Source organism: Flavobacterium sp. ARAG 55.4, from assembly GCF_051846875.1.
In the GTDB taxonomy this organism is placed as follows: domain Bacteria; phylum Bacteroidota; class Bacteroidia; order Flavobacteriales; family Flavobacteriaceae; genus Flavobacterium; species Flavobacterium plantiphilum.
The window spans coordinates 99,915-121,801 of sequence record NZ_JBPYCT010000008.1; the positions used below are offsets into that span (position 1 = coordinate 99,915).

Here is a 21,887-nt window from a genome sequence, read left to right on the forward strand (position 1 = left end):
GGAATAAACAACGAAATGTACCCATGAAAACAACATATCGTACCTATGCTTTTAAGTGAATAGATTTAGCTTTGGTTCTTTATTGATTAACTAAAAAAATAAACCAAATGAAAAATGCATTTCTGAGTAGAAACTCCAAGTATATGTTATTGCTTGCGATGTTTTCTTTTTCGTCTTTAGTAGCTCAAAGTTTTCAAAAAACAGCTTTGGGGATAAAAACAAAAATTCAGGCACTCGATGTAGAAGTCCAATTTTACAGTCCAACAATTGTTCGTGTTTTAAAATCACCCGAAGGAGTTGCTTTCAAAAAAGAGAGTTTATCTGTTACGAAAAAACCAGAAAGCACAAAATTCACAATGCAACAAAATGGAGATATCGTTTCGTTAAAAAGCGATAAAATGAAAGTGGATTTAGATTTGAAATCAGGTAAGATGTCCTTTAATACTCTTGCCGGAGCATCTCTTTTAAATGAGGCAGCATCAGGAGCAAACTTTACTGATTTTAATGATGCAGGCTCTAAAACGTATAGCATCAATCAAAATTTTGCATTAGATAAAGACGAAGCTATTTATGGTTTGGGGCAACAACAACGTGGTCAGTTATCACTTCGTAATGCTAAAATCAATATGGTACAAGGGAATGTTGATGACTATGTTCCTTTTTTAGTTTCTACTAAAGGATACGGATTGTTTTGGGATAATTATTCGCCAACTGTTTTTGAAGATAAACCCGAAGTTACATCATTTAGGTCGGAGGTAGGGGATTGTATCGATTATTACTTTATGATTGGTGGAAATATTGATGGTGCTATTGCGGGTATGCGTGAACTTACCGGACAAGCGCCTATGTTTCCTTTATGGACCTTCGGATATTGGCAAAGTAAGGAGCGCTACAAAAGCCAAAATGAATTGGTAGGTGTAGTGGGTAAATACCGCGAATTAGGAGTGCCACTGGACGGAATTATTCAGGATTGGCAATATTGGGGTAATAATTATTTATGGAATGCGATGGAATTTCTTAATACTGAATTTCCAAATCCAAAGAAAATGGTGGATGATATTCACAACATGAATGCACATGTTATTATTTCTATCTGGAATTCTTTTGGACCACAAACCAAGCAATTCCGGGAAATGCAACCGAAGGGAATGCTTTTAAATTTTGGTACCTGGCCGCAATCCGGACTGGAAACCTGGCCGCCTAACCGGGACTATCCATCAGGTGTTCAGCCCTATGATCCGTATAATCCTGAAGCTCGTAACATTTATTGGAAATACCTCAGTAAAGGTCTTTTTTCTGTAGGTATTGATGGTTGGTGGATCGATTCATCTGAGCCGGATCACCTGGATTTCAAACCTTCTGATTTTGATATTAAAACCTATTTGGGTTCATTTAGAAAAGTGCGTAATGCTTTTCCTTTGATGGCTGTAGGAGGAGTTTCTGAACACCAACGCGCAGAAAGTTCAGATAAGCGAATTTTTATTCTTACCCGTTCTGCTTTTGCAGGACAACAGCGTTATGGTGCTAATACCTGGTCGGGTGATGTGAATTCGTCCTGGCAATCCTTACGCAATCAGATTCCTGCTGGTCTAAACTTTTCTATGAGTGCTATTCCGTATTGGAATACAGATATTGGAGGTTTCTTTGCTGGTGCTTACAAAAAAGGATGGGGTGACGGAACTAAGAATCCATCCTTTCAGGAATTGTATGTACGCTGGATGCAGTTTGGTGCATTTACTCCTATGATGCGTTCGCATGGTACAGATATTCCCAGAGAAATATACAATTTCGGGAAAAAAGGGGAGACAATCTACGATGCTATAGCCAAAACAATTGATTTACGTTATTCACTGTTGCCATACATTTATTCCGCTTCATGGGATATTACAAAAAATCAATCGACAATGATGCGTGCTTTAGTAATGGACTTCGATGATAAGAAGGTAGTTAACATGAACAATGAATATCTATTTGGTAAATCAATATTAATTGCACCTGTTGTTCATGCACAATATACACCTGAGACCATTGTAAAATCAAATGAAGAAACAGGCTGGAATAAAAATGAGGATACAAATGTGGCTAAAATCCAGGCGGCTACTTTTGGTCAGGCCAAATCAACAAAAGTGTATTTGCCGGAAGGAACATCCTGGTTCGATTTCTGGACAAACGATACTTTTAAAGGGGGACAGGAAATAACCAAAGCTACAACAATTGATGAGATTCCATTATACATTAAATCAGGTAGTATTATTCCTTTTGGACCCAAAGTACAGTATGCAACGGAAAAAAAATGGGATAATTTAGAAATCCGGATTTATCCCGGAGCCGATGGGGAGTTTACTTTATATGAAGACGAAAATGATAATTACAATTATGAAAAAGGAGCTTATTCTACAATAATTTTTAAATGGAATAATAAAACTCAAACTTTAACGATTGGAAAAAGAAAAGGAAATTTCAACGGTATGCTAAAAAACAGAACCTTTAACATTGTACTTGTAACTAAGGAAAAAGGAACAGGAATACGAACGGGGAAAAATTATGATAAAACCGTTGACTACGACGGAAAACAAAAAAACATCAGGTTATAAAATTGTATTTTTGAAAAGTGATAAAATATAGTAAAGGCTTTTTGTTCTATAAAAATTATGATAAATTAGCCTTTAATACTCCATTAGTTGTAAATTAGTGGTAGTATAAAACCATTTTAAAATATAGTTATATGAAAAAATCAGGTATTTTTTGTTTGTTATTCCTTTGTTTCGCTATCGAAAGCTGTAAAAACAACGAAGAACAAAAGGAGGCTGAAAAAGCTAAAATAGAGGCTGACATGGTGGTGAATACAGCATGTTATAAGGCTTTTTATGATAAGGACACAATAGATTTAAAAGTAAATACTTTGGAAAGTGGCAAAGTCTCCGGAGATATGACCATGAAGCTGGATTTATTGCCTCACAAAATGGGAGAATTTTCAGGAGAGTTTCATGGTGATACTTTATTTGTAAGCTACACTTTTATTAATGAAGGAAATGAAAAAATAACCTATAAAAATCCAATGGCTTTTCTTAAAAAAGGAGATGAACTTGTTTTAGGTAACGGAAAAATAGAAACTTCTATGGGAGCTTCTTATTTTGTAAAAGGAGAACCCATAGATTTTGAAAATGTAAAATATAAATTTTCAAAAATTGATTGTGAGGAGAAATAATCTCAAGCAAATAGTATCAATAAAAAAAGTCTTAAACAATTGCTGTTTAAGACTTTTTTTGTGGAGAATACCGGATTCGAACCGGTCACCTCTTGCCTGCCAGGCAAGCGCTCTAGCCAAATGAGCTAATCCCCCAATTGTGGGGCAAATATAGTATTTTATCAGATTCAAAAAACAACTTTTGAAAAAACTATTCATTTTGTTGAATATTTTTAACTTTACCTAAAAACTATTCCATGACTATACACAGTTCTTCGGGCTCATTAATTACGACCATCGACAATAAAGTTGCCACAGTTGAATTTGGACATCCGGCAAGTAATTCGTTCCCTCGGGTTTTATTGGATTCACTAAGCTCTGAAATAAATAATTTGAGTGTTAATGAAGCTGTCAATGTCATCGTTTTAAAGAGTAAGGGTACAGCGGCTTTTTGTGCCGGAGCTTCTTTTGAGGAACTCTTGGCAGTTACCAATCAGGAAGAAGGACTTGAATTTTTTTCAGGTTTTGCTTATTTAATTAATGCCATGCGCAGCTGTTCAAAACTAATTATCGGGCGTGTTCATGGTAAGACCGTTGGCGGTGGAGTAGGTATTGCAGCAGCCTGCGATTATGTTTTTGCAACTGCAACTGCTTCTGTAAAACTATCCGAACTCGCTATCGGAATTGGTCCATTTGTTATTGAACCTGCCGTGAGCAGAAAAATCGGGAAAACCGCCATGACCGAAATGACTCTGGCAGCTCATGAATGGAAATCAGCAGCCTGGGCACAACAAAAAGGATTGTATGCTGAAGTTTTTGAAACTACGGAATTACTGGATACCGCTGTTACTGATTTTAGTTCTAAATTGGCTTCTTATAATTCGGAAGCTTTATTTGAAATGAAGAAAGTAATTTGGGATGGTACTGAGAACTGGGAATCACTTTTGTTGGAAAGAGCCGCTATTACCGGGCAATTAGTATTATCTGATTTTACCCGAAAAGCACTGGCAGAATTTAAAAAATAAGATTATTTCTTTTTAGAAGCTATTCCTGCTGTCCGCTATATCTTTTTATTTTGTCCTAGTGAAACTGTCGAAGGACAAAATAAAAAGGATGCCGCTACCATCAGGGCTAGAATGCCGTGAAATCTCAAAGAAGCAATTTTCAGGTCATTTCTCATATCAATTCCTTAAATTTGCAGTCAAAATAATTTACAATGAGTAATATCCGAATTACAAAACAATTTAGTTTCGAAACAGGTCATGCGTTATATGGTTATGACGGAAAATGTAAAAACGTACATGGTCATAGCTATAAATTATCGGTCACCGTTATTGGTAAACCTATTACTGACAGAAATGATGTGAAGTTCGGAATGGTAATTGACTTTTCGGATTTAAAAAAAATTGTCAAAGAAGAAATTGTAGATCAGTTTGATCATGCTACTGTTTTTAACGAAACAACCCCTCATGTGGAATTGGCACAAGAATTAAAAAACCGTGGTCATCATGTAATTTTAGTTGACTATCAGCCTACAAGTGAAAATATGGTTGTAGATTTTGCCAAAAGAATTGTCCGAAGACTGCCTGATGGAATTACATTGTTTTCTTTAAAATTACAGGAAACAGAATCTTCTTTTGCCGAATGGTTTGCAAGTGATAATCTTTAAATAAGTTGTACGTTAAGAGTTAGAAGTTAAGGGTTACACACATAGCTATAACTCACAACTCATACCCCATAATCCATAACTCATCCAAATGAAAAAAGTTTATTTTGCTTCTGACCAGCATTTTGGAGCGCCAACAGCCGAATTAAGTTTTCCCAGAGAACAGAAATTTGTAGCCTGGCTCGATGAAGTGAAAAAAGATGCCGAAGCTATTTTCCTTTTAGGTGATTTATTTGATTTTTGGTTTGAATATAAAACCGTTGTTCCTAAAGGGTTTGTGCGCGTTTTAGGTAAACTGGCCGAAATTCGTGACAGCGGAATTCCAATATATTTTTTCGTTGGTAATCATGATTTATGGATGGATGACTATTTCGAAAAAGAATTAAATATTCCGGTTTATCATGATAATCAGGAATTTACTTTTAACGGGAAAACCTTTCTTATAGGCCACGGTGATGGAAAAGGTCCTGGTGATTTAGGCTATAAACGCATGAAAAAAGTATTTACGAATCCTTTTTCTAAATGGCTTTTCAGATGGCTTCATCCCGATATTGGAGTGCGTTTAGCACAATATCTTTCTGTAAAAAATAAATTGATTTCCGGAGAATCCGATGTAAAATTTCTTGGAGAGGATAAAGAATGGCTGATTCTGTATGCCAAACGAAAACTGGAAACCAAACATTATAATTACCTGGTTTTTGGTCATCGCCATTTACCGATGATTTATTCCGTAGGTGAAAATGCGCAGTATGTTAATCTGGGTGACTGGATTTCATATTTTACTTATGGTGTTTTTGACGGAGAAAATTTTGAATTGAAAACTTTCGAAAATTAATTTCTCCCTTCACTATTAAGATATTCATCCATCTGAATACGGAATAGTGTTCCATTCACTAAGTCTTTAATATCCTTTAATTCATTCATAGATACGGATAAATCCAATGGATATAAGGGGGTTTTTAATAAATACCGGCAGGTGGAATTTAGATTGCAGTTCTCACAGCACGTGTTTTTTGCAATACTTTCGTCAATCAGATAATTAAAATCTTTTAGTTCAGAAACGGTAAAAAACAAACCTATTTCTTTAAATATTAATTGAATTCTGTTAGGTATAGCACCTTCTTTTTTTTCCCAGTAAAAAGCAATTCCTAGGCTGTTTAAATATATTTGTTCTATTTGTTCCATAATAACTGATTGTATGAAACAAATATAATTATTATTTATAATAATTCTAAATAAAAACAAAAAAATAAAGTAAGACTAATTCAGACGTGTTTTAATAAGTGTAATTATTGCATCTGCATGAGTTGTTTTAGTGTCAATAGCTAGGCTATTGTTGCCATAAGGCTTGTATTTTTCAGGATTTGTTATATGAAAAAGACCTAAAACAGTTGTTTGAGAGGCACAGGCCAAATGCATAATGCCACTATCGGCACCAATAAAGAGGGAGGTATTTGCTATGAAAGCAGCTATTTCACGAACATCTTTACTGTAAAAAGAAGGAGCTTTGAAGTTAATTTGTGAAACATTTTCTACGGGTAATATTTCAACGATATTATAATCGGGGAAAGCAGCTTTTAGTTTTTCATAAAAGGTGTCCCACCAGTCGACACAATAACATTTAGCTCCTGTTGCGAATGTAAAAATGGCAATTGTTTTTTTATTGTCAGGAACAATTCTGTTTAAAATTAATTTTGCATTTTCAATTTCCTGATTGCTAAGTTTCATGTTGATTGTAGGAACTTCAGTTTTGCGGGTTGGCAAACCAAACTTTTCTAAATAATGCCTAAATTCATAAACAGGATATTTAGCCATATGTGTATAATCGGGATATTGCTGAATGATGTCGTCATTTAATTCCCCAAAAGATTTGAAATCAGCATTTGCAAACTGAGTTGATAATCGTCCCGAAGAGGAACCCTGGTCAATGTTGATTACTAAATCATACTTTTTGCGTTTGATTTTGTACCACACCATACAATATCTAATAAGTTCTTTAAAAGGTTTTCGTGGTAAAATGATATAGTCCTGTACAGAAGAATAATTTTTAAAAATTACTGGGGCTAATCCTCCTTTTACAAATAAATCAATTTTGCAATCAGGAAAAACAGTATTGATTTCCTGAACAAGCGGTGTTATCATTAATAAATTTCCTAAACGGTGATTGGGACGGGATATTAGAATTTGTTTAAACTCAATTTTGGAATTTGAATTTTCAGTCCATTTATTATTCCCTATATTTTTAGTTAACCCACGCGTAATTTTTCGTCTTAGTGTATTTATATAGGTTTTAAAACTCATCTTGTATTGGTTTAATATAGGGTTAAAATACAATTTAAATAGAATATTTAAACCAATTTATAGATTAAGCTTTGTATTTGATAAATATTTATCTGAATTTTAAGAAAAAATAGTTTTTTTTTAATCTTCTTTTTCGTGTTCTTCAATGTCTTTTCTTAAATCTAATTTTCTAAAAGTGGGAGAGATTATTCCCGTAGTCAGAACCACTAATAAGGTCATGCTTCCGCCAAAAACTACTGCTGTTACTGTCCCCATCAGCCGGGCTGTTAGTCCGCTTTCAAAAGCGCCTAATTCATTGGATGAGCCAACAAACATGGAATTAACAGCCGAAACTCTTCCCCGCATATTATCAGGCGTTTTAATCTGTAATATTGTCTGACGAATAACAACCGAAATCCCATCAAAAACGCCACTGAAAAATAAAGCAAAAAGGGATACCCAAAACAGGGTAGAAAGTCCAAAAATGATAATACAGACTCCGAAGCCAAAAATAGCAGCCAGCAATTTCATTCCCGCATTTTTGCTCAGAGGCACATATGCCGTAATTAGCATGGTGAGAAAAGCACCTACTGCAGGTGCAGCTCTTAAAAAACCAAACCCTTCCGGCCCCACTTTTAAAATATCCTGTGCAAAAATGGGTAACAGTGCTACTGCACCACCAAAAAGTACCGCAACCATATCTAATGTAATAGCTCCTAAAACCGTTTTGTTGTTAAAAACAAATTTGATCCCTTCCGCTAAACTTTGCATGACAGGTTCTCCAATTTTTGGATTTAAAATAGGCTTTTCACTTATTTGAGACAAAGCCAATAATGCCATTACAGAACAGGCAAAAACCAAACATAAAGACCAGTGAACACCCATTAAAGTAATTGAAAATCCGGCGACTGCTGGACCTACCACTGCAGCAATTTGCCAAACCGTACTGCTCCAGGTGGCCGCATTGGGATAGATTTTTTTAGGCACAATAAGGGAGAGTAGTGAAAATATTGTGGGACCTAAAAATGCTCTTACTAATCCGCCCAGAAATACCAGGAAGTAAATGGCGTACAAAATGATTTGTTGTGAATAGCCTTCAACTACGGTTGGCCATGTCAGTAAAAATAATCCAAAACTAATCACTGAAAAACCAAAAATACATTTCATCAGCAATCCTTTTTTCTCTTTTTGATCTACAATGTGACCTGCAAACAGGGCTAATGAAACGGCAGGAATGACTTCCATTAAACCTATTATGCCCAGAGAAAGTGCATCTTTAGTAATGCTGTAGACTTCCCATTCAATGACTATAAATTGCATGGACCAGGCAAAAACCATAGCAAAGCGAAGAAATAAAAAAGTATTGAATTCTTTGTACCGCAAGGCAGCATAAGGATCTTTCTTTATTTTTTTTGAATTCATTATTGAAGGCTTTTTAATCGTAACTGAGTCGAAATTTGCCCATTCCATTCATTTTCATCAATGCAATAGGCAATTTGAAATGGTTTTTGATGCGTAGTTAACTCTATTTTATTTCCCAGTCCAAAACCGATAGCTGAGATACCTTCGGCTGCTGCATTTTGTTTTACAAATAATTTCAGGTGTTCATCTGCTGCGCCCAGTTTTTTGGCATAACCGGTATCTATTACGTTTTTAGTCAAAAAAACAGGTGTCATATTCATCGGGCCAAAAGGTTCGAATTGTTTTAAAATCCGTGTAAGTTTTGGTGTGATGTCTGAAAAATTAATTTCGGCATCAATTTCTATTTCAGGAATAAGCTGGTCGGGATGAATGGTTTTTTGTACTTGTTTTTCAAAAGCTTCTTTAAAAGCGGCATAATTTTCAGCTTTCAGGGTCATTCCGGCAGCATACATGTGTCCGCCAAATTGCTCCAGATGTTCCGAACAGGCTTCCAGTGCATTATACACATCAAAACCTTTTACAGAACGCGCTGAAGCAGCATATTTATCGCCACTTTTAGTAAAAACTAAAGTCGGACGATAGTAAGTTTCTATTAATCTGGAGGCTACTATTCCTATAACACCTTTATGCCAGTTTTCCTGAAAAACAACGGTTGTAAAACGCTGCTGTTCCTGATTGAGTTCAATTTGTTGAAAAGCTTCTTTAGTAATGTGTTTGTCCAGATCTTTCCGGTCGGCATTGTATTGCTCAATTTCCGAAGCAAATTGCTGTGCCTGTTCAAAATCAAATTCGGATAATAATTCCACCGCATGATTACCGTGTTTGATACGTCCGGCTGCATTAATTCTGGGGGCAACAATAAAAACCACATCAGTAATATCCAGGGTTTGTTTTTTGATTTGGTGAATTAAAGCTTTAATTCCCGGTCTGGGATTGTTGTTAATCACCTGCAAACCAAAATAAGCGAGCACTCTGTTCTCACCTGTCATGGGCACAATGTCAGCAGCAATGGCAGTAGCTACTAAATCAAGATACGGAGCCAGATCTTCAATAGTCTGCTCTCTGTTCATGCCCAATGCCTGAATGAGTTTAAACCCAATTCCGCAGCCGCATAATTCGTCATACGGATAGTTGCAATCGGCTCTTTTAGGGTCCAGTACCGCAACGGCTTCTGGTAAAGTTTCACCGGGTCTATGGTGGTCACAAATGATGAAATCGATGTTTCGCTCTTTTGCGTAAGCTACATGATCTATAGATTTAATACCGCAATCCAGAGCGATAATCAATGAAAAACCATTGTCGTCTGCGAAGTCAATTCCTTTAAAGGAAACGCCATAACCTTCATCATAACGATCCGGAATATAAGTGGCAACATTGAGATAAAAACTTTTTAGATAAGAAGAAACAAGCGAAACAGCTGTTGTTCCATCAACATCGTAATCTCCAAAAACTAAAATACGTTCGTGGTTTTCGATGGCATTTTCAATTCGTTCAATTGCTTTATCCATATCTTTCATCAGATAAGGATCATGCAAATGATCTAAAGAAGGGCGAAAAAAATGTTTGGCTTCTTCAAAAGTTTCAATGCCGCGCTGTACTAATAACTGGGCTACAAAAGGTGCTACATTTAAGGCTTGTGCCAAATGGCTGATTTTGTCTTCCGAAGGTTTGGGTTTAAGAGTCCAACGCATTTGATTCTAGATTTTAGATTTTAGATTTCAGAATGTAGAAAGCTAAAATCTACAAGCTGAAATCTAAAATAATTTTATTTTAAAACTAAAGCAGTTCCTTCAAATTGAATTCCGTCCCAGCCATGAATCATAAAGTTTCTGATGTTTTGATGATTGGTTCCTTCCGGTTCTCCTAACACTTCGTCACGGTAAAAAGCACCAAAACAAGTTAAAGTTTCCTCTTTAGAAAGCTTTTGCAATTGGGCGAAAGCAAATAATTTGCAAGAACCGGAATTAGTTCCGGCAGCGTTATGAGTGTTTCCGTTTTGGAAAGCAGTAGGAGTAAAGTCGTAATTTTCTTCTATTACTGCTATCGTTTCAGGAAAAGTAATGGTTTCAGGTGTTTGTTTTAGTTTTTCTAAAAAGGCTTGTATGCTCATGGTTTTAAATTTTATTTTTTGCTACAGATTTAAAAAAAGTATTAAAGGATTTTTAATCTGTGTTAATCCTTTTAATCTGTAGCTGAACTTTTATTCTTCTTTTTCTTCGTCTTTCGAAAATTTATTCTTTTTGGCTTCTTTTACAATGGTTTTTCCAGCAACGACGACTACAATTTCGCCTCTCGGTGCTGTTTTTTCAAAGTGGTCTAAAACTTCTTTAGCCGTTCCTCTTCGGTTTTCTTCGTGCAATTTAGAGAGTTCTCTGGAAACACATATTTGTCGGTCTTCGCCAAAATAAGTCACAAATTCGGCTAAAGTCTTCACTAATTTATGTGGAGAAACATAGATAATCATGGTTCTGGTTTCTTCGGCTAATTCTAAATATCGGGTTTGACGGCCTTTTTTCTCCGGCAGAAAACCCTCGAACACAAATTTGTCATTAGGTAATCCGCTATTTACCAAAGCCGGAACAAAGGCAGTTGCACCCGGAAGACATTCTACGGCAATTCCGTTTTCGACACAGGCACGCGTTAACAGAAAACCGGGATCTGAAATCGCCGGAGTTCCCGCATCTGAAATCAGAGCAATGTTCTCGCCGGCTTTTAGTCGGGCAATTACATTTTCGATGGTTTTATGCTCATTGTGCATGTGATGACTGTGCATGTGAGTACTAATCTCAAAATGCTTCAGGAGTTTTCCGCTGGTACGCGTGTCTTCGGCAAGAATCAAGTCGGCTTCTTTCAGAATCCGGATAGCTCTGAAAGTCATGTCTTCAAGATTACCTATGGGCGTGGGAACGATATATAATTTTGACATAAATTAGTTGAAACAGAGGTTGCTGTTAGGATGTTTTAAAGGAATTTTTTTTCAATAATTTCCATAAAACGCTCTTCATACTCTTCTTTACCTTCCCAGTTATTGTAATCCGGTTTTACCATTTCATCTATAAAACTTTTGGTTTCGTAAAAATTATTATAGGTAATCAATTGGTTCATGACACGGTTATAATCTTCATTGCTGTTGCCAAAAAGATGTTTCACAAAGGCAATACGGTCATTTAAATCAATATCTATTCCTTTTCCTTTTGAAAACTTATCGTTTAAGGAGGTTGGTTTTGGAGTTGTTTTTTCAGTGTTTTCTACTGCTTTCTGTACGGGAGTTTCTGTGGTTTTAACAGGTTCAAAAAATACTTCTTCAGCGGGAACAGCCACATCATCTACTTTTACAAATTCCGGTTCGTTATAATTTAAACCCAATAAGTCTTCAAATGAAATTTGTACCGTTTCCGGTTTTTTAACTTCTTCTTGTTCGTCTTTTTGTTGATCTTCGGCTTCTTCTGTTAATTCAAATGCAGCGGTAAATTTTTCCTCTTCATCAGTTTCGTCCTCTTCTTCCATTTCAGGTTCTGATTCATGAAATTCAATAGTGTTGTCTTCCGTTTCAGTTTCTTCCACAGTAACTAATTCGTCATCTTCATCCTCATCATCCACATTTTCCTCTTCCTCTGCTACTATTTCTTCATCGGTAACTTCTTCTTCAATACTTGTTTCAGGTTCCGTTATTTCTTCTTCATTTTCAGCAACTGCTTCTTCAGTCTGAGTATTTGGATACAGATTGCTTTCATTCATCTCTATTTGCGTTTCCACCGGAAGGGAAGCTTCTTTGTTATAAAAGCCTTCTACTTCTTTTTCAATTTCGCTATAGTTGCCAATGGTAGGTTTCGCATCGCTGTAGTTTTCTTCTACAAATTTTAAAACAGATAGTTTTTCATATAGTTTTTGGGTTTCCAAATACAATTGATTAACATCTGATTTATCTTTAATTTGTAAAATTCTGTGAGCGATGCTGATTAAATCAGCTTCTAATCTTTTTTTCATAATAGTTAAATTATAGTATGTATTTTGGCGAATGACTTTTGTTTGTACAAAGAAAAATTTGAATAAATGCTTTTTAATAAAGCAGATACAAACTCTCAAATTGCTAAAAATTTTCTACTTTTGAGAAAGTGTAAAAGTATAAAATCTTAAGCCGATTAATACGTTTACAAAGTAATAAAAACTATTCATTTTTTAAGTTAGAAAAATACAAAATGTTTCTCGAAAATACAGTAAATCATAAAGAGCAATTTGGTTGGATTGAAGTAATTTGCGGTTCCATGTTTTCGGGTAAAACAGAAGAATTAATTCGCCGGTTAAAAAGAGCCCAGTTTGCGAAACAAAAAATAGAAATTTTCAAACCGGAAATAGATACCCGTTACCATCAGGACAGGGTTGTTTCTCACGATTATAATGAAATCAGGTCCACACCGGTTCCGGCAGCTGCTAATATCGCTATTCTGGCTCAGGGCTGTGACGTAATAGGAATTGATGAGGCTCAGTTTTTTGATGATGAAATTATTACGGTTTGTAATAATCTGGCAAATCAGGGAATTCGTGTGATAGTAGCAGGATTAGATATGGATTTCAAAGGAAATCCCTTTGGTCCTATGCCCGGTTTGATGGCAACTGCTGAATATGTAACCAAAGTTCATGCGGTATGTACCAGAACCGGAAATTTAGCTCACTACAGTTTTAGAAAAACGGCTAATGATAAATTAGTGATGTTAGGTGAAACGGAGGAATACGAGCCTTTAAGCCGGGCTGCTTACTTTGAGGCTATGCAAAAAAGTCAGGAAGAATAGACAGTTAGGATTAAATTATATAATAAATTAAATAAATCTTATAATAGCTGCGTTATAGCTATTCGTATCTTTGTAAGTAATTAATTTTTAAAAAATCTAGGTCATGAAATTTATTTATGTAATGGTAGCTTCTTTGATGATTGTTTCTTGTAAAAAAGCAGATTCAGCTGGTGTTTTAGACGATAAACAAGCAAGTATTGATTCAATGAAAATGGAAATGGTCAGACAAAAAACCATTGACTCCATGAAGATAGAAATGGCTAAACAAGAAGCTGAAAAAGCGGCCAAAGAAAAAGAGGTGACGGTGATTAATAACACAACGCCACAGGCAGCTCAGACTCCGGCAGAAAGAAAAAAATGGAGTAGTACTGCTAAAGGTGCTGTTATTGGTGCTGGTGTAGGTGCTGCTACGGGAGCAATAATCAGTAAGAAAAAAGGTGAAGGTGCTATTATTGGTGGTTTAGCAGGTGCTGGTGTTGGTGCCGGTACAGGTGCTATTATAGATGGTAAGAAAAAAGAATAGAGTTAAATTTTTATAATAAAAGAAAGGCTGTTTCATGAATTTTGAAACAGCCTTTTTCGTTGTGTTTTTATATCTTTTTACGCATTCTGGCTACTGGAATATCCAGTTGCTCTCTGTATTTGGCGATAGTTCTCCGGGCAATAGGATAACCTCTTTCTTTTAATAATTCGGCTAACTGATCGTCCGGAAGTGGTTTTTTCTTGTCTTCTTCTTCAATTATATTTTGCAATATTTTTTTGATTTCCAAGGTCGAAACATCTTCTCCCTGATCGTTTTTCATGGCTTCTGAGAAAAATTCTTTTATCAGTTTAGTTCCATAAGGAGTTTCTACATATTTACTGTTAGCCACACGGGAAACGGTCGAAATATCGAGTCCTACAATATCGGCAATGTCCTTTAGAATCATCGGTTTTAGCTTGGTTTCATCGCCATCTAAGAAATAGTCTTCCTGATAATGCATAATGGCATTCATGGTTACAAACAAGGTTTCCTGTCGTTGTTTGATGGCATCGATAAACCATTTGGCTGAATCCAGTTTTTGTTTGATAAACTGAACCGCCTCTTTTTGAGAATTAGATTTATCTCTGGAATCCTTATAGGTTTGCATCATTTCCTGATAATCCTTTGAAACGTGCAACGAAGGTGCATTTCTGCCGTTTAAGGTTAATTCGAGTTCGTTGTCAATAATTCTGATGGCAAAATCAGGAACTACATTTTCAGTGACTTTGTTATTTCCTGTAAAACCTCCACCCGGTTTAGGGTTTAATTTTTCGATTTCGTGAATGGCTTTTTTAAGTTGTTCATTCGAAATATTGTATTTCTGAATCAGTTTGTCGTAATGTTTTTTAGTAAAAGCATCAAATTGATTTTCAATAATGTCCGAAGCCAATTCAACCGAATCTGTCGGTGTTTTGTGCTTTAATTGCAATAAAAGACATTCCTGTAAGTCTCTGGCACCCACACCTGATGGTTCTAACTGGTGAATGACCTGCAGCATGCGTTCTACCATGTTTTCATCGGTATAGATGGCTTGGGTAAAAGCCATATCGTCTACCATATCCGGGATACTGCGTCGAATGTAGCCCATATCGTCAATACTTCCCACCAGAAATTCAGCAATTTCTCTTTCGTGATCGTCTAGGATAAACGTATTGAGTTGGTTGATTAAATCCTGATGAAAACTAATAGGAGCAGCTAGTGGGGAGTCGCGTGTTTCGTCATCATCACTGTAATTATTTGCCTGCGTTTTATAGTCCGGAGTATCATCATCACTCAGGTATTCGTCTATATTGATGTCATCGGCATCTATACTTTCAGAGTCATCGTAATCATCATATTCATCGTTTTCATATTCGTCTTTTTCATATTCCTCCTCTTCTTTTCCGGATTCCAATGCCGGATTTTCATTCATCTCTTCTAAAAGACGCTGTTCAAAGGCTTGCGTAGGCAATTGAATTAACTTCATCAGCTGAATTTGCTGTGGAGATAATTTCTGTGATAATTTTAAATTTAAGAATTGCTTTAGCATTTTTATAGTTTCTGAGTTGCTAAGGTTCTAAGTGGCTTAGTTTTCTCGTTTTTTATGAAATAAAATTAATAAAATATCTAGTTTAAAACTTCGCTGCTTAGTGTCTTAGTTACGAAGCAACTTCGATTAAAATTCAGCATTTCCAGGTGTTCTTGGAAACGGGATTACGTCACGAATATTAGTCATTCCGGTTACAAAAAGCACTAATCTTTCAAAACCGAGTCCAAAACCGGAGTGAACCGCGCTACCAAATCTTCGGGTATCCAGATACCACCATAATTCCTCTTCATCGATGCCCAAGACTTTCATTTTTTCGACCAAAACATCAAAACGTTCCTCTCTTTGCGAACCTCCTACGATTTCTCCAATTCCCGGAAAAAGGATGTCCATCGCGCGAACGGTTTTTCCGTCTTCGTTTAAACGCATGTAAAACGCTTTTATTTTAGCCGGATAATCAAACAGGATGACCGGACATTTAAAATGTTTTTCCACCAGATAACGCTCGTGCTCACTTTGTAAGTCGGCACCCCATTCGTTAATGATATATTGAAATTTTTTCTTTTTATTCGGTGTAGAATCTCTTAAAATGTCGATGGCTTCTGTGTAAGATACGCGTTTGAAATTGTTTTCCAAAACGAAATTCAATTTCTCCAGCAAACTCATTTCGCTTCTTTCGGCTTGTGGTTTCGATTTTTCTTCTTCTAATAAGCGACTTTCTAAGAACTTCAAATCGTCAGGACATTTGTCCATGGCGTATTTGATCACGTATTGGATAAAATCTTCGGCCAAATCCATATTGGCATCCAAATCATTGAAAGCCACTTCCGGTTCAATCATCCAAAACTCAGCCAAATGGCGCGAAGTATTCGAGTTTTCGGCTCTAAATGTTGGTCCAAAAGTATAAATCTGTCCCAGAGCCATGGCAAAAGTTTCGCCTTCCAGCTGCCCTGAAACCGTTAAATTAGTATGTTTTCCAAAGAAGTCTTTCTTGTAATCAATGTTTCCTTCTTCATTTTTGGGTAAATTCTCAATTGGTAATGAAGTCACCTGAAACATTTCGCCGGCACCTTCAGCATCAGCTCCGGTAATAATTGGTGTATTCACATACACAAACCCTTTTTGTTGGAAATAGCTATGTACCGCAAATGACAATACCGAACGCACGCGCATAATTGCCCCAAAAGTATTCGTTCTGACACGCAAATGCGCATTTTCACGTAAAAATTCCAAAGAATGTTTCTTGGGTTGCATCGGGAATTTCTCCGGGTCTGAATCTCCTAAGATTTCCAACTGAGAAACCTGGATTTCATATTTCTGTCCTGCACCTTTGCTTTCTGCTAAAGTTCCTGTAACCGAAACCGCAGCCCCGGTAGTGATTCTTTTTAAGGTTTCCTCAGGGATATTTTCAAAATCCACCACACACTGGATGTTATTGATGGTCGAACCGTCATTCAAAGCAATAAACTGATTGTTTCTAAAAGTTCTAACCCAGCCTTTAACGTTTACTTCATGAAGCGTAGTAGTGCTGCTAAGTAAGTCTTTAACTTTAGTATGCCTCATTGGTGTATCAATATTGATTAAAATAATCCTGTTTCTATGACACAAATATAATTCATTTTTTCAAAGCAGTAAACCCAATCCATTCAATTAGGAGCTCAATCCCGCTATACATTTCAATCTTATTGTTTTTAAAGGAAAAACAATAAGGATTTCCATTTCTATCGGGGCTAGGGCGTAGTGGAATTATCGGTTTTTATCGAAAAAGCTTTTATTTGACAAGGTCACACTAAGGGAACACAGAAATTTACGAAGCTTTAATTCACCATTTATTAATCCTTTGGTATCGTCCTATTTTTATTAACGTAATAATTAATTTTTAAAAAGAGTAAGCATTTAACAAAGAAAAGCCACCCCGCCTTACAGGCACCCCTCCAGAGGAGGGGAAGTTGCGTGATTTTCCCCTCTGGAGGGATGTCCAGCGGGCGGGGTGGTTCATTTACTATTCGTTAATTAATGATATTGTCCTATTTTCCCGAAATTTATTTCGGGGCTACAACATGGATCGTTCCTACGGAACTATAAGCCATACCGTTCCTACGGAAGTTTTCTGTGTAAATAGTTTATAGAAATTCAATACGTTTTGAAGCATGCTATCTAAGAGCCGTAGGCTCGACATATTTTATAGGGATAGATTCTAATCCATCCACAATTGGCGGTGCATTTTTTGTGTGCCGTAGGTACGGGATATTTAATTTATAATGTAGAGGTTTAAAAGTAACCCGTGATTCTGGTGCTCGATTGCATCGAGTATCAAAATTATTTTTGAGCAGCAAACAAAGCGTTTTTAACGCGGGAACTATTCTCAAACATAATTAAATGTTTGCTTTAAGAAACTACAATAAAAAAAACAGAAGTAACTATTTTAAGTTATTTCTGTTTTAGTTACCCGCGTTACAAACGCTACGATTTTTCTTTTAATTGAAGTAGGTACTCGATGCAATCGAGCAGCAGTTGGGTAATTGCGGTTGTGCGATGTCTTATTTTAATATTTTTTTGAATTCCAATATTTCTGATGATTTAATAACATAACCCAAATTCATAGGTACTTCAGACTTAACTTTTTCAGAAGATAATCCTGGAATTGACTTTATAACTTCTCCATCTACAGTATACAGAGGTCCTGCATATAAAATACCAAGTAAAAATAATCTTGAAGAACCAAATTTAGCAGTTCCTCTTTTGTCAATATAACCTGAATCATTGTATTGAAAAATAGGAGAACCGCTTGAACCACCAAATGCAGCAATATCAATCAGAAATTCTTTTTTTCCATTATAATCTAAATATGAAGGTGTTGCTGTTATCCCTCTTCTAACAATAGGCATATTATTAGTTTTATCCCATAAACCATTTGGATATCCAATCATAAAAATTTCTTCAAAGGTTTTAAATTCTTTTTTTTGAAAATCATCAGTTGGGATTTCGTTTTCAGAAAAACCTACAGTATAAAAGGAAACATTGTTTTTTTGAATTTGTTGAAGTATTTGTCCAATTGGGATTGCTACTAAATCTGTGTTAGCATTTGGGTGTTGAATTACTGTTTGATTAGAATTAGGAATTTCAAAAATAGACGCATTACCATTTTCAGGATTTCCATTTATTGATTTTCTAAAGTAAAGAAAAATTTTCTTAGCACCATTTACTACATGTTTATTAGTAATTATAACGGAAATATATTTGGTAGAGTCTTTTTCTACTTTAAAATTGAAGAAAAAGCCTGTTCCAACAAATTTGTCAGTCTCAATACGAATAGTATTAAATGTTAATTGTTCAGTAATATGTGGAGCTTGGCAAAATCCAAATTCTGAAACTAAAAAAAGCAGACAGATAATAAAATTTTTTTTCATTTATGTTAGTTAAATAATATATAGTTTATTCTTTTATACTCGGAGGGTAGATATCGCACAACTAGTTTATAAGTCTGATTTTATCAGACTCATCCTCTCAATTTTGGGTGGATAGGTCTGACGGCTATCAGCTTTAAACTTTTCCAAATATATAAAAAACAATCCTACAAAAACAGAATTTTCTCACTAGCCCTGATAGAAGAGAAAATCCTTGTGGGGCAGGGTTATGCCCCACAAGATTGAAACGGATAGCAGGAACATAATTTTCCTAAAAGCACAAATCTTCTGCTCCAAAAACAAAAAAATCCCATCTCGTTACTAAAAACAAGATGGGATTTATTCAATTTATAAAAGTTATTTAACTATTCTCCTCCAGTTCCAAAATCAAATTAGCAATCAATGCCGTCCATCCGGTTTGGTGGGAAGCACCAAGACCTTTTCCGGTATCGCCATCAAAGAATTCATAGAACAGATGTTCGTTTCTGAAATGCTCGTCTTTGGCAAAATGCATTTCGTGGTCGTCCGAATGGTATTGGAATTTGCCATCACTATTGCGTCCAAACAGTTTGATTAAACGTTTGGTTAGTTCGTTGGCAATTTCTTTTAAATTCATTTTAACTCCTGAACCCGTTGGGAATTCATAGATGTACGTTGGTCCATAAAAAGTATAATATTTACGCAACGATTGGATAATCATATAATTCAACGGCATCCAGATAGGCCCACGCCAGTTAGAATTTCCGCCAAACATATTCGAACGGCTTTCTCCGGGCTCGTATTGAATCTGGTGATGTCCATGATGCTGGAACACAAATGGATGATCCTTGTGGAATTTAGACAGGGAACGTATTCCGTAATCCGACAGGAATTCATTTTCGTCTAATAATCGGATTAAAAGATGTTCGAGTCGGAATCCGCGCATAATCGAAAACAGGAAATTTCCATCTGCGTTGGCCTTTTCTAAATTCGAAATCAAGGAAGCCAGATCAGGGCGCGTTCTGATAATTTCGTTTGCTCTTTTTCTAAAATCCTGCAATTGATCGAAGAGCTCTTTGTTCATGATTTCGACCGCAAACAGTGGAATTACTCCCACTAGTGAACGGACTTTTAGACGCTCGGTTTTGCCATTTGCCATTTCCACTACGTCATAGTAAAAATTGTCTTCGTCATCCCAAAGCGAAATATCTTTTTTCCCGATATGATGCATCGCCCAGGCAATATTTAAAAAGTGTCTGAAAAATTTAGCCGAGACATCTTCGTAAATTTTATTGGTTTTGGCCAGTTCCAGCGACATGCGAAGCATATTCAGCGAAAACATCGCCATCCAGCTCGTCGCATCGGCCTGTTGCATTTTTTTAATTCCTTCGGGCATGTGATTGCGGTCAAAAACTCCGATGTTATCCAGGCCTAAAAATCCTCCTTCGAACAAATCGGTTCCGCTGGTATCTTTTTGGTTCACCCACCAGGTAAAGTTGATGAGTAATTTTTGAAAAGCAGTTTCCAGAAAATCAGTATCTGCTTTTCCGGTTTTGTTTTTGTCTTTATCGTAAACTGTCCACACTGCCCAGGAATGCACGGGAGGATTGACATCACTAAAATTCCATTCATAAGCCGGAATTTGTCCGTTAGGATGCATGTAGCTTTCCTGTAAAACGAGCAGTAATTGCTGCTTGGCAAAATAAGGGTCAATTTCTACAAAAGAAGCCATGTGAAAAGCCAAGTCCCAGGCGGCATACCAAGGGTATTCCCATTTGTCGGGCATCGAAATCACATGACGATTGGTAAGATGTTGCCAGGAATAATTTCGCATATTCGAACGATGAGGTGGGTCTTCCTTTAGACCGCCAAAAAGCCATTTGTAAACATCGTTATAATAAAACTGCTTGGTCCATAACAAACCTGAAAAAGCACTTTTGGCGATAGCACGATGCGCTTCGGGGATTTTTTCGCTTATGGTTTCGTTGTAAAAGGTTTCGCATTCTGTTTTCCGTTGGTCAAACAAATTGTCAAAATCAGCCCAGGGATTTTCTAATAGCAGATGACTTAAACGGATTTTGATGCTTTTTTCTTCGCCGGCTTTTAATTCTAATTCATGCCATATAGCCACTTTAGTACCAAACTTCTCCGGATTTACTGTTGCTTCTCCATGGATAACATGATTGTTGATGCCGTCTTTGACGTATTTATATTCATTAGAGAAATTGTAAATGCGTTCGTTATTGGTTTCGTTTTCACAAAATAACTGCTTTCCGTCTTCATGATATAAATAATAATCTTCAATACGGCTGCTTTTAGAAAGCACTATGTTTTCAGAAACCGATTCCATATTTGGTCTCGGGTGGCGGTCGTTGTGTTTCCAGAAATTACGAAACCAGTAATGAGGCAGCACATGAATTTTGGCTGTTTCATTTCCTCTGTTCACCACGGTCACTTTCATCAGGATGTCGTCGGTTCCGGCCTTGGCATATTCGATATAACAATCAAAATAGGCATTGTTGTCAAAGCTGTTGCTGTCCAAAATCTCAAATTCCGGTTCTTCACGACTTCGTTGATTTTTGTGAACCAAATCAGTATAAGGGAATTCGTTTTGTGGGTATTTATACAGGTATTTATTGTAGGTGTGAGTGGGAGTAGAAATTTGATGGAAATAGAGTTCTTTCACATCCTCGCCATGATTTCCCTGATTATTGGTTAAACCAAATAAACGTTCTTTTAAGATAGGATCTTTTCCGTTCCAAAAAGCAGCTGCCAGACATACAATTTCTCTGGAATCACAAAAACCTGCAATCCCTTCTTCTCCCCAGCGGTAGGCATTGCTTCTTGCTTTGTCATGGTCTATAAATTCCCATGCTTCTCCGTGCTCACTATAATCTTCACGAACAGTTCCCCATTGTCTTTCGGCTAAATAGGGACCCCATTTTTTCCAATTTCTGTAATTGTCAGCAACGGCTAATCTTTCTGTTTCTGATGTTGTCTGTCCCATATTAGTTGTGGTATTAATTCTAAAAAAACGGATTTTTAATAAATTACAGGTATTTTATTAGATACGATTTTTAGTAAAAATAACTTTTTTTCACACAACTG

Annotated in this window: 18 protein-coding genes and 1 tRNA gene; 7 read left to right on the forward strand and 12 right to left on the reverse strand. The window is 36.2% G+C overall.

What is annotated here, in order from left to right; all coding sequences use genetic code 11:
• Positions 1 to 107 precede the first annotated feature (107 nt).
• Entirely contained in the window at positions 108 to 2,594 is a 2,487-nt protein-coding gene (locus tag ACSV4D_RS10565; RefSeq protein WP_439228254.1) for a glycoside hydrolase family 31 protein, read from the forward strand.
• Between the two features lie 131 nt (positions 2,595 to 2,725).
• Positions 2,726 to 3,208: a hypothetical protein gene (locus ACSV4D_RS10570; RefSeq protein ID WP_439228255.1), complete on the forward strand. Its 483-nt coding sequence runs from the start codon at positions 2,726 to 2,728 to the stop codon at positions 3,206 to 3,208.
• Positions 3,209 to 3,269: 61 nt separating this feature from the next.
• Here the strand turns inward: ACSV4D_RS10570 and ACSV4D_RS10575 are convergent.
• Positions 3,270 to 3,343: transfer RNA gene (locus ACSV4D_RS10575), tRNA-Ala, on the reverse strand.
• A gap of 101 nt (positions 3,344 to 3,444) precedes the next feature.
• Here ACSV4D_RS10575 and ACSV4D_RS10580 point away from each other — a divergent pair.
• From ACSV4D_RS10580 to ACSV4D_RS10590, 3 genes are all read left to right on the forward strand, one after another.
• The gene (locus ACSV4D_RS10580) at positions 3,445 to 4,212 is read left to right on the forward strand and encodes an enoyl-CoA hydratase/isomerase family protein (protein WP_439228256.1); all 768 of its coding nucleotides are present in this window, start codon (positions 3,445 to 3,447) and stop codon (positions 4,210 to 4,212) included.
• A gap of 191 nt (positions 4,213 to 4,403) precedes the next feature.
• On the forward strand, positions 4,404 to 4,856 hold the full coding sequence (locus tag ACSV4D_RS10585) for a 6-pyruvoyl trahydropterin synthase family protein (protein ID WP_408079886.1): 453 nt from the start codon (positions 4,404 to 4,406) through the stop codon (positions 4,854 to 4,856).
• Between the two features lie 88 nt (positions 4,857 to 4,944).
• Complete coding sequence (locus tag ACSV4D_RS10590; RefSeq protein WP_439228257.1) at positions 4,945 to 5,688, forward strand: UDP-2,3-diacylglucosamine diphosphatase; 744 nt, start codon at positions 4,945 to 4,947, stop codon at positions 5,686 to 5,688.
• On the opposite strand, the gene ACSV4D_RS10595 is transcribed toward ACSV4D_RS10590, so the two are convergent.
• The 7 genes from ACSV4D_RS10595 to ACSV4D_RS10625 all read right to left on the reverse strand — a co-directional run bounded on the left by ACSV4D_RS10595 (position 5,685) and on the right by ACSV4D_RS10625 (position 12,542).
• A complete protein-coding gene (locus tag ACSV4D_RS10595) occupies positions 5,685 to 6,038 on the reverse strand; it encodes a hypothetical protein (RefSeq protein ID WP_408079882.1) in 354 nt (117 codons plus the stop codon). The genes ACSV4D_RS10590 and ACSV4D_RS10595 overlap by 4 nt on opposite strands.
• 75 nt (positions 6,039 to 6,113) lie before the next feature.
• Entirely contained in the window at positions 6,114 to 7,154 is a 1,041-nt protein-coding gene (locus ACSV4D_RS10600; protein ID WP_439228258.1) for a glycosyltransferase family 9 protein, read from the reverse strand.
• A 120-nt stretch (positions 7,155 to 7,274) separates the two neighbouring features.
• Positions 7,275 to 8,555, reverse strand: a complete 1,281-nt coding sequence (locus ACSV4D_RS10605; RefSeq protein WP_439228259.1) for an MFS transporter — start codon at positions 8,553 to 8,555, stop codon at positions 7,275 to 7,277.
• On the reverse strand, positions 8,555 to 10,246 hold the full coding sequence (recJ, locus tag ACSV4D_RS10610; protein WP_439228260.1) for a single-stranded-DNA-specific exonuclease RecJ: 1,692 nt from the start codon (positions 10,244 to 10,246) through the stop codon (positions 8,555 to 8,557). The genes ACSV4D_RS10605 and recJ overlap by 1 nt, the downstream gene beginning before the upstream one ends.
• 74 nt (positions 10,247 to 10,320) lie before the next feature.
• The gene (locus ACSV4D_RS10615) at positions 10,321 to 10,665 is read right to left on the reverse strand and encodes a HopJ type III effector protein (protein ID WP_439228261.1); all 345 of its coding nucleotides are present in this window, start codon (positions 10,663 to 10,665) and stop codon (positions 10,321 to 10,323) included.
• 90 nt (positions 10,666 to 10,755) lie between these two features.
• Positions 10,756 to 11,481 (reverse strand): 16S rRNA (cytidine(1402)-2'-O)-methyltransferase, encoded by a 726-nt coding sequence (gene rsmI / locus ACSV4D_RS10620; protein WP_439228262.1) that lies wholly within the window; start codon positions 11,479 to 11,481, stop codon positions 10,756 to 10,758.
• Between the two features lie 35 nt (positions 11,482 to 11,516).
• Positions 11,517 to 12,542 (reverse strand): hypothetical protein, encoded by a 1,026-nt coding sequence (locus ACSV4D_RS10625; RefSeq protein WP_439228263.1) that lies wholly within the window; start codon positions 12,540 to 12,542, stop codon positions 11,517 to 11,519.
• 212 nt (positions 12,543 to 12,754) lie between these two features.
• Here ACSV4D_RS10625 and ACSV4D_RS10630 point away from each other — a divergent pair, with 212 nt between their 5' ends.
• Both ACSV4D_RS10630 and ACSV4D_RS10635 read left to right on the forward strand, forming a co-directional pair.
• Positions 12,755 to 13,345, forward strand: coding sequence for a thymidine kinase (locus ACSV4D_RS10630; protein ID WP_408079868.1), 591 nt, complete (start codon positions 12,755 to 12,757; stop codon positions 13,343 to 13,345).
• Positions 13,346 to 13,448: 103 nt separating this feature from the next.
• A complete protein-coding gene (locus ACSV4D_RS10635; RefSeq protein ID WP_408079866.1) occupies positions 13,449 to 13,868 on the forward strand; it encodes a YMGG-like glycine zipper-containing protein in 420 nt (139 codons plus the stop codon).
• Positions 13,869 to 13,935: 67 nt separating this feature from the next.
• Here the strand turns inward: ACSV4D_RS10635 and rpoN are convergent, their stop codons facing one another.
• From rpoN to ACSV4D_RS10655, 4 genes are all read right to left on the reverse strand, one after another.
• Complete coding sequence (gene rpoN / locus ACSV4D_RS10640; RefSeq protein WP_408079864.1) at positions 13,936 to 15,396, reverse strand: RNA polymerase factor sigma-54; 1,461 nt, start codon at positions 15,394 to 15,396, stop codon at positions 13,936 to 13,938.
• A 126-nt stretch (positions 15,397 to 15,522) separates the two neighbouring features.
• Positions 15,523 to 16,956: an asparagine--tRNA ligase gene (asnS, locus tag ACSV4D_RS10645; protein WP_439228264.1), complete on the reverse strand. Its 1,434-nt coding sequence runs from the start codon at positions 16,954 to 16,956 to the stop codon at positions 15,523 to 15,525.
• 977 nt (positions 16,957 to 17,933) lie between these two features.
• On the reverse strand, positions 17,934 to 18,803 hold the full coding sequence (locus tag ACSV4D_RS10650) for a S1 family peptidase (protein ID WP_439228265.1): 870 nt from the start codon (positions 18,801 to 18,803) through the stop codon (positions 17,934 to 17,936).
• Between the two features lie 358 nt (positions 18,804 to 19,161).
• Complete coding sequence (locus ACSV4D_RS10655; protein WP_439228266.1) at positions 19,162 to 21,786, reverse strand: MGH1-like glycoside hydrolase domain-containing protein; 2,625 nt, start codon at positions 21,784 to 21,786, stop codon at positions 19,162 to 19,164.
• Positions 21,787 to 21,887 lie beyond the last annotated feature (101 nt).

Bases quoted from the DNA above. Each gene is read 5' to 3' on its own strand.
- ACSV4D_RS10565 (WP_439228254.1), top strand. From the start codon at position 108: ATGAAAAATGCATTTCTGAGTAGAAACTCCAAGTATATGTTATTGCTT.
- ACSV4D_RS10570 (WP_439228255.1), top strand. From the start codon at position 2,726: ATGAAAAAATCAGGTATTTTTTGTTTGTTATTCCTTTGTTTCGCTATC.
- ACSV4D_RS10580 (WP_439228256.1), top strand. From the start codon at position 3,445: ATGACTATACACAGTTCTTCGGGCTCATTAATTACGACCATCGACAAT.
- ACSV4D_RS10585 (WP_408079886.1), top strand. From the start codon at position 4,404: ATGAGTAATATCCGAATTACAAAACAATTTAGTTTCGAAACAGGTCAT.
- ACSV4D_RS10590 (WP_439228257.1), top strand. From the start codon at position 4,945: ATGAAAAAAGTTTATTTTGCTTCTGACCAGCATTTTGGAGCGCCAACA.
- ACSV4D_RS10595 (WP_408079882.1), bottom strand. From the start codon at position 6,038: ATGGAACAAATAGAACAAATATATTTAAACAGCCTAGGAATTGCTTTT.
- ACSV4D_RS10600 (WP_439228258.1), bottom strand. From the start codon at position 7,154: ATGAGTTTTAAAACCTATATAAATACACTAAGACGAAAAATTACGCGT.
- ACSV4D_RS10605 (WP_439228259.1), bottom strand. From the start codon at position 8,555: ATGAATTCAAAAAAAATAAAGAAAGATCCTTATGCTGCCTTGCGGTAC.
- recJ (WP_439228260.1), bottom strand. From the start codon at position 10,246: ATGCGTTGGACTCTTAAACCCAAACCTTCGGAAGACAAAATCAGCCAT.
- ACSV4D_RS10615 (WP_439228261.1), bottom strand. From the start codon at position 10,665: ATGAGCATACAAGCCTTTTTAGAAAAACTAAAACAAACACCTGAAACC.
- rsmI (WP_439228262.1), bottom strand. From the start codon at position 11,481: ATGTCAAAATTATATATCGTTCCCACGCCCATAGGTAATCTTGAAGAC.
- ACSV4D_RS10625 (WP_439228263.1), bottom strand. From the start codon at position 12,542: ATGAAAAAAAGATTAGAAGCTGATTTAATCAGCATCGCTCACAGAATT.
- ACSV4D_RS10630 (WP_408079868.1), top strand. From the start codon at position 12,755: ATGTTTCTCGAAAATACAGTAAATCATAAAGAGCAATTTGGTTGGATT.
- ACSV4D_RS10635 (WP_408079866.1), top strand. From the start codon at position 13,449: ATGAAATTTATTTATGTAATGGTAGCTTCTTTGATGATTGTTTCTTGT.
- rpoN (WP_408079864.1), bottom strand. From the start codon at position 15,396: ATGCTAAAGCAATTCTTAAATTTAAAATTATCACAGAAATTATCTCCA.
- asnS (WP_439228264.1), bottom strand. From the start codon at position 16,956: ATGAGGCATACTAAAGTTAAAGACTTACTTAGCAGCACTACTACGCTT.
- ACSV4D_RS10650 (WP_439228265.1), bottom strand. From the start codon at position 18,803: ATGAAAAAAAATTTTATTATCTGTCTGCTTTTTTTAGTTTCAGAATTT.
- ACSV4D_RS10655 (WP_439228266.1), bottom strand. From the start codon at position 21,786: ATGGGACAGACAACATCAGAAACAGAAAGATTAGCCGTTGCTGACAAT.